Source organism: Nocardiopsis quinghaiensis (genome assembly GCF_008638365.1).
Lineage (GTDB): Bacteria > Actinomycetota > Actinomycetes > Streptosporangiales > Streptosporangiaceae > Nocardiopsis > Nocardiopsis quinghaiensis.
In genome coordinates this window covers 303,638-318,655 of record NZ_VWVU01000003.1, presented here as the reverse complement: position 1 = coordinate 318,655, position 15,018 = coordinate 303,638, and the positions used below count along the sequence as shown (strand labels likewise).

Genomic DNA, 15,018 nt, shown 5'->3' with positions numbered 1-15,018 from the left:
GAACACCCCGGCCGGCGCCGCCCGGAAACGCACACACCCACACCAGGAGGCAGCAGTTGAGCACCGTGCAGGGCGCGTCCCCGCGTCAGATCGTGGTCATCGGCAACGGAATGGTCGGCGCCCGCTTCGCCGAGGAGGCGGCCCGCCTGGACCCGGCGGGGGAGCGGGCCCACATCACCGTGGTCGGCACCGAACACCACCACGCCTACAACCGCGTCCTGCTCTCGGGCGTGATCGCCGGGGACTACACCCCCGACCAGATCCGCCTCCCCGTCCCCGACACCCCCGGCGTGACCGTGCGCACCGGCACCACCGCCACCGCCCTGGACACCGAGAGCCGCACCGTCACCCTGGACGACGGCACCCACCTGCCCTACGACGAACTGGTCATGGCCACGGGCGCACGCGCCGCCTTCCCCCCGATCACCGGCGTGACCGCCCCGGACGGAGCCCCGGAGGAGGGGGTGACCGCCCTACGCGACCTGGCCGACTGCCAGCGCCTACTCGCCCTGGCCCGCCCGGGCGCACCCGTCGTGGTCCTCGGCGGCGGCATCCTGGGACTGGAGGCCGCACGCGGCCTGGTGGGCCGGGGCATGCGGGTGTCGGTGGTGGAGTCCTCCCCCTGGATCATGCGCCGCCAGATCGACCAGCCGGCCGCCCGCATCCTCGCCGAACGCTACGCCGCCCTGGGCGTGGCCGTGCACTCCTGGCGGGTGGCCGCACGCTGGATCCCCGGCACCGGCCTGGAACTGGACGACGGCCGCGTACTGCCCGGCGACGCCCTGGTCGTCACCGCCGGAGTGCGCGGCAACACCGAACTGGCCAAGGACGCCGAGATCGAGGTCGAGCACGGCATCGTCGTGGACGACCGCCTGGCCACCTCCAACGCACGCGTGCACGCCATCGGCGACTGCGCCCAGCACCCCGGAGGCGGCGCGGGACTCATCCAGCCCGGCTGGGAACAGGCCGCGGTACTGGCCCAGCGCCTGATCGGAACCGCGCCCCACGCGCTCTACACCGGAGCCAGGCCGCTGACCCGCCTCAAGGCCCAGGGCATCGAGTTGACCGCGTTCGGGCAGGTCCATGAGGAAGCAGACGCCCAGGGCCTGGAAACGGTCACCATCAGCGACCCCTACGGCGGCCGCTACGCCAAGCTGACGGTGCGCCAGGAAAAGGTGGTGGGCGCGGTACTGCTGGGCTTCCCCGAGGCCGCCGCCACCCTGGCCCAGCTCTACGACACCGGAGCCCCCGTACCCGCCGACCGGCTCGCCCTGCTCCAGGGACTGCCCACCGCCGCCCCCGACCAGGACCAGGAGGAGGCCACGTCGCTGGTGTGCCGGTGCAACGCGGTCAGCCGCACCGACATCGAACAGGCCTGGCTGGACGGGGCGCGCACCCGCGAGGCCATCGCCCAGCAGACACGCGCCACCACCGGCTGCGGCGGGTGCGTGCGCGACGTGCAGGCCCTGCTCTCGGGGATGCAGGGACAGACCAGCGCCCCGGTCGGCTAGGAGGGGTCCGGCGGCTCCCGGCCCGCGCACCCGTCAACGCGCTCACGCGACGGGTCGGCGTGTCGCGCAGGAGGGCACCGGGCGGCGGGCCGGAGCCCCGGCGCCAACCCCGCGAGGGGTTTCCCACGCCCCCGCTCAGCGCACCGTCAGGGCCACCACCGCGCAGACCAACGCCACCAGGGAGAGCACCGTGCGCAGGTGGTTCCAGCGCACCCACACCGACTCGAAGGCCCCGCGCACCGCGGCCGGGTCCCCGATCCGCTCGGCCGGACCCGCACGCTCCAAAGCGTCGTTGCGCGGCACGTTGACGGCGAAGGTGACCACCAGCACCGCGCACAGGCAGGCCAGCGCCACGCCCGACCACACGGCCGCGGCCATGGCCCCCACACTGGCGTACAGCACCACACAGGCCAGCACCGCCACCGGAGCGCCGATGAAGACCACGGCGAAGCACGGGTTGAGGACGGCCACGTTGACACCCTGCATCGCCTCGATCATCACCCGGTCCCCGGCCCTGCCCAGACCGGGCATCACCGAGACCGAGAACGCGAAGAACAACCCGGCGAACAGCCCGACCGCCACCGCGGCGAACACCGGAACGACCACGTGCACCATCTCCGCCACGCTCTACCCCGAGTCCGTCGTCATCCGCGCCTGGCCGGATTCTACGCCCCGACCGGCCGGCCACACCCTCCTTCTCCACGGACCCGCACACACCACGCCCACCTGAGGCCAGCGGGCCTCAACCGTGCCATTCGCAGAAGAGCACGGTGGCGTCGTCGCCGAACCGGCCGTGGTGGTACTCCAGGACCCCGTGCACCAGGCGGCGCAGCGTCTCGGGGACGGGCATGTTGTCGGCCTGGTGCCGGATGACGAAGTCCACGAACCGGTCCACACCGAACTCCCGCCCCTGGGAGTCACGGGCCTCGATGATGCCGTCGGTGTAGAGCAGCAGCCGGTCGCCGGGCTCCAACTGCTCACGGCACACCGTCACCGGCAGCCCCAGATCCATCCCCAGCGGATGGGAGGGGTCGCACTCCAGGCTGCGCACCTGGTTGTTGCGGATGAGCACCGGCGGCAGATGGCCGCAGTTGACCCAGTGCAGCTCACCGGTGGTCATGTTCAACTCGGCCAGGATCGCGGTCGCGAAACGGGTGCGTACGAACTCCTGGATCAGGGTCTCCTCCACCCCACGGCACATGTCGGCCAGGGCGGTGCCCTTACGGCGCTCGTTGCGGAAGGCCCCCACCGCCAGGTTCGCGATCAACCCCGCGGCGGTGTCGTGCCCCATCGCGTCGAACATCGCCAGATGCGCGACCTCCCCCGCCACCGCGTAGTCGAAGGAGTCCCCGGCGTTGTCGTAGGCCGGCTCCGTGGCGGCCGAGATCGTCACCCGCGAATCAGCGAAGGTCCCCGGCGGCATGAGCGTCCACTGCATCTCCGCCGAGACCGACATGGACCTGGTGCGCACCAACCGGGCGTAGGCGTCACTGTTGGAGCGCTTGGCGATGACCAGCAAAGCCACCATCGAGGCCAGATCCCGCATCGCCGAGCGGTCCGGATCGCCCGCATAGCCCACGTGCAGCACACCCAGACGCTGGGCACCCTCCAGGATCGGCACCCAGTACCGGTGCTCACCCTCCACACGCACGGTCACACCCGTCACGTAGGCCTGCCCGGCCACGGAGTCGTCCACACTCAGGGCCTCACCGCCCCCGTTGGCGTCGATCCCCGCACCGGTGAACTCCCGCAGCACCTGCTGCTGGTGGTCGGCCAGGTAGACACGGGCCTGGGACAGATCGGCGCCCTCGGCCTTCTTGGCGATCAGCGAGGGCAACTCCTCGAAAGTGGCCAGGTGACCGGCTCGCACCAGGGAGATCATCAACTCGTTGGACGCGTGTTGCACCGGCATGGCAGCACCCCGGATTCTGGCGCGGTAAGCGTTCTCTCCCACCCCTACCCGCCGCATCGCCTCTGGACCACAGACCTCATCGCCGCACGGCCCCACCCGAACCGAAACAGCCCCGAACCCGTCTCTGAACAGCCGATACCCGCTCCTTGACCCTCCACACGAAAAAACATTCCCCTCCCCGGCCCGGACGGCCACCCCCGCCCCGAGGCGCCCGACCGCCACACCCCGGGTGTGACCCAACACCCATCCACCCCGCCCGCGCCCCACACGACCACCCCACCCTGGGACTTCACCCCGCCCCACCCCCATCACGCGTTTCCCACCTGCGAGAGGAGCACAACGAAACAACCGCGTCACACACGGCTGACCCCGCAGAAACACCCTGCGGGTTGCCTGAAACCCGTCCGACCCCGCAGCAGGAGGAGCCGCACACCCATGGAAGAACTCGTCGTCATCGGCAACGGCATGGTCGGCCACCGACTCATCGAGGCCCTCCACGACCGCGACAGCGCCCACCACTGGCACATCACCGTCGTGGGCGAGGAACCCCGCACCGCCTACGACCGCGTCGCCCTCTCCTCCTACTTCGACGGCGCCAGCGCCCAGGACCTGTCCCTGGGCGACGTGAGCGGCCCCCACGTGGACGTGCACGTCAACGAACGCGCCACCGCCATCGACCGCGCCCACCGCACCGTCACCACCGCCACCGGCCGCGTCCTGCCCTACGACCGCCTGGTCCTGGCCACCGGATCCACCCCCTTCGTGCCGCCCATCCCCGGCCACGACCTGCCCGGCTGCCACGTCTACCGCACCATCGAGGACCTGGACGCCATCACCGCCTCCGCACAGGGCGCACGCACCGGCGTGGTCATCGGCGGCGGCCTACTGGGCCTGGAAGCCGCCAACGCCCTACGCCTGCTGGGCCTGCAGGCGCACGTGGTCGAACTCGCCCCCCACCTGATGCCCGCCCAGATCGACGAGGGCGCCGGATCCCTCCTCCGCAACCTCATCACCGACCTGGGCGTGCACGTGCACACCGGATCGGCCTCCACCGCCGTCCAGGCAGCGGACCACGGCCGCGTGTCCCACCTGACCCTGGGGCAGGACACCCACCTGGAGGCCGACCTGGTCGTGTTCTCCGTGGGCATCCGCCCACGCGACGACCTCGCCCGCACCGCCGGGCTGGAGGTCGGCGAACGCGGCGGCATCGTCATCGACGACACCTGCACCACCAGCGACGCCCACATCCACGCCATCGGCGAGGCCGCCAACCACCGCGGCACCGTCTACGGCCTCATCGCCCCCGGCAACGCCATGGCCGAAGTGGTCGCCGACCAACTCGTGGGCGGCGCCGCCACCTTCACCGGCGCCGACACCTCCACCAAGCTCAAACTCCTGGGCGTGGACGTGGCCAGCTTCGGCGACGCCCACGGCCGCACCCCCGGCGCCCTGGACGTGGTCGTCAACGACGCCGCCAGCGGACGCTACGCCAAACTCGTCCTCTCCGACGACGCCACCACCCTGCTCGGCGGCATCCTGGTCGGCGACGCCACCGCCTACGCCACCCTGCGCCCCCTGGTCGGATCCCCCCTGCCCGCCGACCCGCTGGCCCTGATCACCCCCGAGGGCGCAGCCGGCCTGGGCGCCGACGCCCTCCCCGACTCCGCGCAGATCTGCTCCTGCAACGCCGTCACCAAGGGCGAACTCACCGAAGCCATCGACTGCGGAAACCACGACGTTCCCGCCCTGAAGGCCTGCACCAAGGCGGGCACCAGCTGCGGCTCGTGCGTACCCATGCTCAAGAAGATCCTCGCCCAGGCCGGCATCGAACAGTCCAAGGCCCTGTGCGAGCACTTCCCCCAGTCCCGCGCCGAACTGGTCGAGATCATCCGCGCCACCGGCACCACCACCTTCTCCGCGCTCATCAGCGCCCACGGCACCGGATACGGCTGCGACATCTGCAAACCCGCCGTCGCCTCCATCCTGGCCTCCCTGGGAGGCGGACACATCCTGGAGGGCGAACAGGCCACCCTGCAGGACACCAACGACCGCTACCTGGCCAACATGCAACGCAACGGCACCTACTCGGTCGTGCCCCGCATCCCCGGCGGAGAGGTCACCCCCGACAAACTCATCGTCATCGGCGAGGTCGCACGCGACTTCAACCTCTACACCAAGATCACCGGCGGCCAGCGCATCGACCTCTTCGGCGCCCGCCTGGAACAACTGCCCGACATCTGGAAACGCCTGGTCGACGCCGGATTCGAATCCGGCCACGCCTACGGCAAGTCCCTGCGCACCGTCAAGTCGTGCGTGGGCACCACCTGGTGCCGCTACGGCGTCCAGGACTCGGTGGGACTGGCCATCCGCCTGGAGGAGCGCTACCGGGGCCTGCGCTCACCCCACAAACTCAAGTCCGCCGTCTCCGGATGCGCCCGCGAGTGCGCCGAGGCCCGCGGCAAGGACTTCGGCATCATCGCCACCGACCAGGGCTGGAACCTGTACGTGGGCGGCAACGGCGGCTTCACCCCGCGCCACGCCGAACTCCTGGCCGGCGACCTGGACGAGGAGACCCTCATCCGCTACATCGACCGCTTCCTGATGTTCTACGTGCGCACCGCCGACCGCCTCCAGCGCACCGCACCCTGGATCGAATCCCTGGACGGGGGCCTGGACCACCTGCGCGAGGTCATCGTCCACGACTCCCTGGGCATCGCCACCGAACTCGAAGCCGCCATGGAAGACCACGTGGCCGCCTACACCGACGAGTGGGCCGCCGTCCTGGCCGACCCCGACAAACTCGCCCGCTTCGTCTCCTTCGCCAACGCCCCCACCACCCCCGACCCCACCATCAGCTTCACCACCACCCGCGACCAGCCCGTACCCGAGGCACCCCTCAACCTGGGCATGCCCACCCCCCGACCCCAGGAGGCCACCCGATGAGCACCACCACCCAGACCCGGCCCACCACCTGGACCGACGCCTGCTCCATCGACCGCCTCCACCCCGAGGACGGGGTGGCCATCCTCCTGCCCGACGGAACCCAGGTGGCCCTGTTCCTCACCCGCGACGAACACCTGTACGCCGTGGACAACATCGACCCCTACACCGGCGCCGCCGTCATCTCCCGCGGCATCGTCGGCGACCGCTCGGGAGAGCCCACCATCGCCTCACCCATGCTCAAGAACGTCTTCTCCCTCCGCACCGGCCACAGCCTGGACGAGGACGGGGTACACCTGGACACCTGGCCCGTACGCCGCGACGGCGCCACCGTGCAGATCGCCACCCGCGCCGAGGAGAACACACCATGAACACCCTGCCCCACGCACCGCCCACACCCGCCACCACCGCACCACTGGCCGGATTCACCGTCGCCGTCACCGCGGCACGCCGCGCCGAGGAACTCAGCGCCCTACTGCGCCGCAAAGGCGCTCAGGTCATCGCCGCACCCGCCCTGCGCATCGTGCCCCTGAGCGACGACCAGCGCCTGGCCTCGGCCTCGGACCAACTCGCCCACCGCCCCGCCGACGTCGTCGTGGCCACCACCGGCATCGGCTTCCGCGGCTGGGTGGAGGCCTGCGAAACCTGGGGCACCGCCGAGGCACTCCTGAACAGCATGCGCTCCTCACGCCTGCTGGCACGCGGCCCCAAGGCCAAGGGCGCCATCCGCGCCGCCGGACTCACCGAGGAGTGGTCACCCCCGTCCGAATCCTCGGCCGAAGTCCTGGACTACCTCCTCAACCAAGGAGTGCAGGGCCTGCGCGTGGCCGTCCAGCTCCACGGCGAACCCCTGCCCGACTTCACCGCCGCCCTCCGCCTGGCCGGCGCCGAAGTGGTCGAGGTACCCGTCTACCGGTGGACCCAACCCGAGGACACCGCACCCCTGGACCGCCTCATCGAAGCCGTCACCACCGGGGGAGTGGACGCCCTCACCTTCACCAGCGCCCCCGCCGCCGCCGGACTGCTCACCCGCGCCCACACCACCGGACACCAGGACGCACTGGTCCAGGCCCTGCGCGGCGACGTCCTGGCCATGTGCGTGGGCCCGGTCACCGCCCGCCCCCTCATGGCCCACGACATCCCCACCGTGTGGCCAGAACGCGCCCGCATCGGCTCCCAGGTCCGCAAACTCACCGAAGAACTCCCCGCACGCTTCCCCACCCTGTCCGTGGCCGGACACCGCCTACGCCTGCGCGGCCACGCCGTCCTGGTCAACGGCACCGTCCACACCCTCTCGCCCACCCTGATGCGGCTGATGCGCGAACTGGCCCGCCGCCCCGGACAGGTCCTGGACCGCACCCGCCTGCTCACCTGCCTGGGCGAGGACGCCGACGCCCACGCCGTGGAAACCGCCGTGGCCCGCCTGCGCACCGCACTGGGCGACGCCCGCATCGTCCAGACCGTGGTCAAACGCGGCTACCGGCTGGCCCTGGACACCACCGACCGCACCCACCAGCCCTGACCCCGCCCGGAAGGAAGACCCCCGGACACAGGCGCACCAGAGCACGGAACGGAAAGGAAGAAGCGGCGCCCACCCCCACCAGGCCCGCCCCACCACGCGATGAACCGACACCCGACCCTGCTGCTGGCCGTCCACGGCACCCGCGACCCCCACGGCACCGCCGTGGCCCACTCCCTGGCCCTGCGCGTGGCCGAGGTGACGCACCGGCCCACCCGTCTGGCCTTCGCCGACGTCCTGACCCCCACCGTCGGCGACGTCGCCTCCACCACCCCCGGCCCCCTGGTGGTCGTGCCCGCCTTCCTGGCCTCGGGCTACCACGTGCGCACCGACATCCCCCACCAGCTCGCCCTGGCGGGCCGCGCCGACGCCGTCATCACCCCCGCCCTGGGCGAGCACCCCGCGCTACTGGACACCGCGGTGCGCCGCCTGGTCCGGGCCGGCTACCGCCCCGGCGACGCACTCGTGCTGGCCTGCGCCGGAACCTCCGACCCCCACGCGCGCGCCGAACTCGACCAGGCCCGGGCCCGCCTGTCCCAGCGCCTGGGCGCCCCGGTGGCCCCGGGCTTCATCGCCACCGGCCGCCCCACCGTCACCGAACAGGTACGGCGCCTGCGCGCCCAGGGGCACCCCCGTGTGGCCCTGGCCAGCTGGCTCCTGGCCCCCGGCCTGTTCCAGGACCGCCTGGCCGGCGCGGGCGCCGACGTGGTGGCGCGCCCGCTGTGCCCGGACGCGGCCATCGCCCACGCCGTGGCCGCCCGCTACCGCCAGGCCGCCATCGCCCAACCCGTCTGAGACCGCCCGACGCGCCGACCCCCTCGCCAAGGCACACGGGGCCGGCGGGAAGGACACGGCGCCCCGGCGGGGGAGCAGGGGGGCGGGGGGAGAAGGGGAGCGCGGTGTGGCACTCGCCCACGCCGGAGCACACCACCGCGGCATGGAGAACCGGCGCGCACACCAACAGGTGTGGCCACAACCGGCCGCAGCGCGCAACGGGCCACCGGAGAGGGAAAACCCCCACAGGGTCCCCACCCCACGCCCGAACCGCACCGCCCGCAAGGACGACCATGCCCACAGCGCCCGCACCCCTCCACTTCCACGACCCCGCAGGCGACCGGACCGTCGGAGCGCTCTTCGGAGCCCCCCTCGCCGCGGCCCTGGTCGGCGCACCCCCCGCACAGGCCGCACACTTCACCGACCCCGCCCACCACCCGGCACGCCTGATCCGCGCCGCCCTGAGCGACCTGAACGGCCCCCACCACCTGCCCCACCCACCCGCGGACCCCCTCCAACACGCCTGGGCCCAGGTCCTGCGCACCACCGCCCGCACCGGCACCGCACCCACCAGCGCCCCCGCACTGGAACACACCACCGCCCAGGACCCCCTGGGCGCCTCCTGGCGCGCCCTGACCCGCACCCGCCACCCCACCCACGACCCCGCCCACGGCTCCTTCGCCTGCACCCACCTCACCGAAGCCGTCCGGCACGCCCACACCAGCGCCGGAGACCAGGCCGCCCTGCACACCGGCACCCTGGCCGCCGCCCTGTGGGGCGCCTCCGCCCTCCCCCTGCACGCCCTACGCCGCCTGTCGGAGACCACCGATCCCCACACCCTGACCGTCACCGCCCTGACCAGCGCACGCGGACCCCACTCCCGCCTGTGGCCCGAACACCCCGTCCTGGCCAGCGAACCCCGCCGCCTGCCGCCCTTCGCCGTCCCCCACCCCCTGGACCCCCACGTCCTGCTCGGCAACCTCGACCACCTGCGCGCCCACCCCGAAACCGTCGACGCCGTGGTCTCCCTGTGCCGCACCCACCCCAGCGACGCACCCCACCTGCCCGACCCCGACTGGGTACGGGTCTGGCTCCACGACCGCGCGGGCGCCAACCCCAACGCGCACTTCACCCTGAACGAGGCCGCCGCCGCCCTGGCCGCCCTGCGCGCCGAGGGAAAACGCGTACTGCTGCACTGCTGGGCGGGCGCCTCACGCACACCGGCCGTGGCCACCCGCTACGCCGTGGCCACCCTGGGCGCACCACCGCTACCCACCCTGGCCACCATGATCCGCGCCGTCGGCGGACACCTGGACAACCCCAGCCTGTCCACCGCCGTCGCCCAGCTCAGCGGAGTGGACCTGCCCGACCCCGCCCGCACCCTCTTCCCCCACGGCATCCCACCCCGACGCCCCGACCTGCCCGAACCCCACATCACGGGATGACGCACACGAGTAGTCACCCGGGGTGGGAAGGCACCAACGATCCCCGGTGACAAGTTCCACAAACCATCCCTTTCCGGTACCGTTACCCTCGCGTGACCCCTAGGATCTGCGCCCAGACCCCCGCGCACCACCGGCGGTCCCAGCTCCACCCGCACCACGCCCTCCCGCATCCCGGGGCGTCGCACCCAGCGCGCCCTGCCACGGCAGCCGCACACCGCACCCCCAGGAGTGGACCCGCCACGTCCTGTTCCCGTTCGAAGGAATCTCGCCGTGGGCACACACCAGCCCCAGACCCCACCGGATGATGACGGCACCACCCGCCCCGACACACCCGTGGGCCCCCGCATGGCCGCCAAACGCTCCCGCCGCAAACGCACCCTGATCCTGGCCTCAGCCACCACAGCGGTACTTCTGGCCGCAGGCACCGCCACCGCCGCGGTCATCGCCACCGGAACCGGCCCCGACACCACCACCAACGCCACCGGCGTCCCCGAGGCCGACCCCGACCCGCTGGCCACCGACGACACCACCCCCCAACACGGCGAGGACCTGCGCCAACAAGCCGAGGACGCCATCACCTCCGCCATCCAGAACAGCAGCACCGAGGCCTCCACCGTCCTCGAAGAACCCGAGGAGACCGAAGAACCCCAGGACACCGGGGAACCCGCCACCGACGGCGACACCCCCGACTCCACCGGCCAGGGCGGCACCTGCGAGGCCTCCTACTACGGCGCCGACTTCGCCGGACGCCAAACCGCCAACGGCGACATCTTCGACCCCAACGCCATGACCGCCGCCCACCTGACCCTGCCCTTCGGCACCCAGGTCCAGGTCACCAACCCCGACAACGGCAAATCCGTGACCGTACGCATCAACGACCGCGGCCCCCACGTCGCCGGCCGCTGCCTGGACCTGTCCACCGCCGCCTTCGACCAGATCATCGGCACCGGAGCCGGAGTCGGCCAGGTCCAATGGCAGGTCGTCGGCTAAAACGCGCACGGCCCACCCCCACCGCCCGACCAGACCCCAGAGCCCCGCCCCGCACCCGGGGCGGGGCCCGCGCGCGTGTGAGCCCCCACACCCCGCCCCGACATGGCACAATCCCCAACACCCACCACCACCGACACCACAGGGAGCAGGGGCGTTGTTCCGCACCACCACCGGCTGGGTCGTCTCACCCACCGACCTCGTCGACACCCTGGAGTGCGACCACCGCAGCGCCCTCAAGAGCGCACTCGCCGCCCGCCTGCCCGGAGCCCCCGCACCGGAGAAGGTCGACCCCCTCATCGCCCACCACGGCCTGGCCCACGAACAGGACGAACTCGACCGCCTCACCGCCCTGTTCGGCGACATCACCCACATCCAGGACCCCCGCCCCGACGACACCTCCCTGGCCGCCGCCGCGGCCGCCACCACCCAGGCCATGGCCGCCGGGACCCCCGTCATCTACCAGGGCAGCTTCCACCACCCCCTCACCCCCCACGACGCCGACCACCCCATCGCCTTCCACGGACGCGCCGACTTCCTCATCCGCTCCGACCTGGACCCCGCCACCGGCGACCGGCGCACCCCCGCACCCGACACCCCCGCCTACGAACCCTGGGACACCAAACTCGCCCGCCGCCCCGGCCCCGGCGCCGTCATCCAACTGGCCGCCTACGCCCACGCCGTCGCCCAGGCCACCGGCCACACCCCCCAGCACATGCACCTACGCACCGGCGACGGCCACACCCACACCCTGGCCACCACCGATTTCCTCCCCATCCTGACCACCGTCACCACCCGCCTCATGGACCGCCTGGCCCAAGAACCCGCACTGCCCACCCCCACGTGGGGCGAGCCCCGCCCCGCCTGCGAGAGCTGCGGCTACACCACCTGGTGCTCCCAGGGACGCACCGCCGCCCGCCACCTGTCCCTGGTCGCCGGACTACGCACCGACCAGGCCGCCAAACTCACCGACGCCGGCCTGAACACCATCGACGCCCTGGCCAACGCAGCCCAGGACCAGCGCCCGCCCACCCTGCCCCGCCGCTCCTTCGACCAACTACGCGCCCAAGCCGCCCTGCAGGTACGGCAGGACACCACCCGCACCCCCACCAACCCCCAGGGCACCGTCACCGCCGAAGTCTTCGCCCCCGACGGCCTGGCCAGCCTGCCCGCCCCCAGCCCCGGCGACGTCTTCTTCGACATGGAGGGCTACCCCTACCACTCACGCGAGGGCGAACGCGGCCTGGAATACCTCTTCGGCGCCACCACCGAGGACACGGACGGCACCGAGACCTTCCACGCCTTCTGGGCCCACGACCGCGCCCAGGAGAAGAAGGCCCTGGAGGACTTCGTCGACTTCGCCCTCACCCGCATCGACGACGACCCCGGCGCCCACATCTACCACTACGCCTCCTACGAGGTGGACCGCCTCAAACACCTCAGCTCGGAGTTCGCCACCCGCGAGGAGGAGGTCAACCGCCTCCTCCGCGAGAACCGCCTGGTGGACCTGTACACCGTGGTCCGCAAAAGCCTGCGCGTGTCCCAACGCTCCTACTCCATCAAGTACCTCGAACCCCTCTACCTCAGCGGCGCACGCTCAGGAGGCGTCACCACCGCCACCTCCAGCATCGACGCCTACGCCGCCTACCTACGGGCCGCACAAACAGGCGCAACCGACCAGGCCCGACGCGTCCTGGCCGACATCGCCGCCTACAACCGCGACGACTGCCACTCCACCGCCCGCCTACGCGACTGGCTGGAGGACCACCGCACCCACCAGGGCATCACCGACCGCCCCCTGGTCCAACTCGAACTCACCGAAACCGAAGCCGAACGCGCCCGCAAACGCGCCGAGAAGGCCGCCCGCCACACCGCCCTGACCCAACCCCTGCTCGACCAGGTCCCCGACAAGGCCGAAGAACGCCAGGCCGACCACCACACCCGCGCCCGACTGGCCGCCCTGGTCGGCTACTACCAACGCGAGAACCTTCCCCCCTGGCGCGAACACTTCCGACGCACCAGCGCACCCCTGACCGACCTGGAAGCCGACACCGACTGCGCCGTCCCCTGGCAGGCCCGCGCGGGGGAGTGGACCGAACCCACCGGCCGCCAACGCAAGTCCCGCCGCGAACTCACCCTGCGCCTGGACACCGCCCACCCCCACCCCTTCACCACCGGACAACAAACCCACCTGCTCTACCCCGGCGCCCCCGGACAGGCCGCCACCACCACCCAGGCCACCATCACCCACGCCGACGCCCACACCCTGACCATCACCGAGACCTGCGACCCCGACGCCACCTACTCCCGGCCCCCCGTCGCCGTCCTGCCCGGCTCCCCGGTCAACCCCGCCCCCAAGGACGGCGCCCTGGAAACAGTGGCCCGCACCGCCCTGGACCACCTGCCCGACTGGCCCCACCACCCCGGCCTGGACGTGGTCCGCCGCACCCCGCCCCGCCTGACCCCGCCCGGCCCCCTACCCGACCCCACCGAGCACGAAGGCGACCCCATCAGGGCCGCCATCGCCGCCGTGGACCGCCTGGACCACTCCTACCTGGCCGTACAGGGACCACCCGGCGCCGGAAAGACCTACCTGGCCGCCCAACTCATCACCCACCTGGCCCAACAGGGCAAGAACGTGGGCGTGTGCTCCACCAGCCACAAAGCCGTGGAGAACGTCATGTCCGCCGCCCTGCGCGCCACCCAGGACGCAGGAGTGCGGGTGGCCGCCGCCAAACGCGCCAAGAGCCGCACCAAGGACACCGGCGAGACCGAACCCCCCTGGGAACAACCCTCCACCGCCCAGGCCCTGGCCACCTGGCGCACCCAACACACCGCCCGGGCAGAGCCGGTCCTGATCGGCGGCACCGCCTGGGCCATGTCCAACGCCGCCATGATCGCCGACCCCTTGGACGTCCTCATCATCGACGAGGCCGGACAGTTCGCCCTGGCCGACACCCTGGCCGTCTCCGCCGCCGCCCACAACCTCGTCCTGCTCGGTGACCCCCAACAACTGCCCCAGGTCGTCCAGGGCACCCACGGCGAGGGCGCCGACGCCTCCGCCCTCCAACACCTGATGGCCGGACGCCAGATCATCGACCCCACACGCGGCTACTTCCTGGACCAGACCCGGCGCATGCACCCCCGCCTGTGCTCCACCGTCTCCACCCTGGCCTACCAGGGCCGCCTGCACGCCCACCCCACCACCACCCACCGCACCCTCTCCACCCTGCAACCAGGCGTGTACACCCACCCCACCACCCACCACGGCCGCACCACCCACAGCCCCGAAGAAGTCCAGGCAGTGGTGGAGGTGGCCACACGCCTGGTCACCGAAAAACTCACCACCCACCCCGACCAGGGCCCACGCCCCCTGACCGGACACGACATCCTGGTGGTGGCCCCCTACAACCTGCAGGTACGCGCCCTACGCCAGGCCCTGGCCGCGGCCGCCCGCACCCTGCCCGCCCTGGAAGGGACACGCGTGGGCACCGTCGACCGCTTCCAGGGCCAGGAGGCCGCCGCCGTCATCTGCTCGATGACCACCTCCAACGCCGCAGACACCAGCCGCGGCACCGCCTTCGTCCTGGACCGCAACCGGCTCAACGTGGCCCTCTCCCGCGCCCAACTACTCGCCACGGTGGTCTTCTCACCCGGCCTGCTCACCACCACCCCGCGCAGCATCGACGAACTACGCCTGCTCGCCTCCTTCACCGGCCTGGTCCAGGACGCCCACCCCTGGACCACCACCCCCTGACCCCTGACCCCGGCCACCGGTTCCGGACACCCGCCGGGTGGAGTACGTTTTACACAGCACCACACCCGACCCGGACGCCACCGCGCACCCGGGCGGGCGCCACGCGCGTGCGACGGCCCCACCGCCCGCACCCCGCGGCGCGGGCGCCCCTTCGCCCTGGCCCGCCACCCGTC

General features: G+C 72.3%; 10 protein-coding genes. 8 read left to right on the top strand and 2 right to left on the bottom strand.

The window, feature by feature from the left end; genetic code table 11:
* Nucleotides 1-56 precede the first annotated feature (56 nt).
* Nucleotides 57-1,511, top strand: a complete 1,455-nt coding sequence (locus tag FYX01_RS10180; RefSeq protein ID WP_150239887.1) for an FAD-dependent oxidoreductase — start codon at nucleotides 57-59, stop codon at nucleotides 1,509-1,511.
* A gap of 135 nt (nucleotides 1,512-1,646) precedes the next feature.
* Here the strand turns inward: FYX01_RS10180 and FYX01_RS10175 are convergent, their stop codons facing one another.
* Both FYX01_RS10175 and FYX01_RS10170 read right to left on the bottom strand, forming a co-directional pair.
* Complete coding sequence (locus tag FYX01_RS10175) at nucleotides 1,647-2,135, bottom strand: anthrone oxygenase family protein (protein ID WP_150239885.1); 489 nt, start codon at nucleotides 2,133-2,135, stop codon at nucleotides 1,647-1,649.
* A gap of 118 nt (nucleotides 2,136-2,253) precedes the next feature.
* The gene (locus FYX01_RS10170; protein ID WP_150239883.1) at nucleotides 2,254-3,423 is read right to left on the bottom strand and encodes a PP2C family protein-serine/threonine phosphatase; all 1,170 of its coding nucleotides are present in this window, start codon (nucleotides 3,421-3,423) and stop codon (nucleotides 2,254-2,256) included.
* A gap of 435 nt (nucleotides 3,424-3,858) precedes the next feature.
* On the opposite strand from FYX01_RS10170, the gene nirB reads away from it, so the two are divergent.
* The 7 genes from nirB to FYX01_RS10135 all read left to right on the top strand — a co-directional run bounded on the left by nirB (nucleotide 3,859) and on the right by FYX01_RS10135 (nucleotide 14,845).
* Nucleotides 3,859-6,366 (top strand): nitrite reductase large subunit NirB, encoded by a 2,508-nt coding sequence (gene nirB / locus FYX01_RS10165; RefSeq protein ID WP_150239881.1) that lies wholly within the window; start codon nucleotides 3,859-3,861, stop codon nucleotides 6,364-6,366.
* Complete coding sequence (gene nirD, locus FYX01_RS10160; RefSeq protein WP_150239879.1) at nucleotides 6,363-6,734, top strand: nitrite reductase small subunit NirD; 372 nt, start codon at nucleotides 6,363-6,365, stop codon at nucleotides 6,732-6,734. Before nirB ends, nirD begins: the two co-directional genes overlap by 4 nt.
* Nucleotides 6,731-7,885, top strand: a complete 1,155-nt coding sequence (locus FYX01_RS10155; protein ID WP_150239877.1) for a uroporphyrinogen-III synthase — start codon at nucleotides 6,731-6,733, stop codon at nucleotides 7,883-7,885. Before nirD ends, FYX01_RS10155 begins: the two co-directional genes overlap by 4 nt.
* A 99-nt stretch (nucleotides 7,886-7,984) precedes the next feature.
* Nucleotides 7,985-8,677, top strand: coding sequence for a sirohydrochlorin chelatase (locus FYX01_RS10150; RefSeq protein WP_150239876.1), 693 nt, complete (start codon nucleotides 7,985-7,987; stop codon nucleotides 8,675-8,677).
* A gap of 272 nt (nucleotides 8,678-8,949) precedes the next feature.
* Nucleotides 8,950-10,101: a protein-tyrosine phosphatase family protein gene (locus FYX01_RS10145; RefSeq protein WP_150239874.1), complete on the top strand. Its 1,152-nt coding sequence runs from the start codon at nucleotides 8,950-8,952 to the stop codon at nucleotides 10,099-10,101.
* A 270-nt stretch (nucleotides 10,102-10,371) separates the two neighbouring features.
* On the top strand, nucleotides 10,372-11,091 hold the full coding sequence (locus FYX01_RS10140) for a septal ring lytic transglycosylase RlpA family protein (RefSeq protein ID WP_263363739.1): 720 nt from the start codon (nucleotides 10,372-10,374) through the stop codon (nucleotides 11,089-11,091).
* A gap of 154 nt (nucleotides 11,092-11,245) precedes the next feature.
* Nucleotides 11,246-14,845: a TM0106 family RecB-like putative nuclease gene (locus FYX01_RS10135; protein ID WP_150239872.1), complete on the top strand. Its 3,600-nt coding sequence runs from the start codon at nucleotides 11,246-11,248 to the stop codon at nucleotides 14,843-14,845.
* Nucleotides 14,846-15,018: the final 173 nt, after the last annotated feature.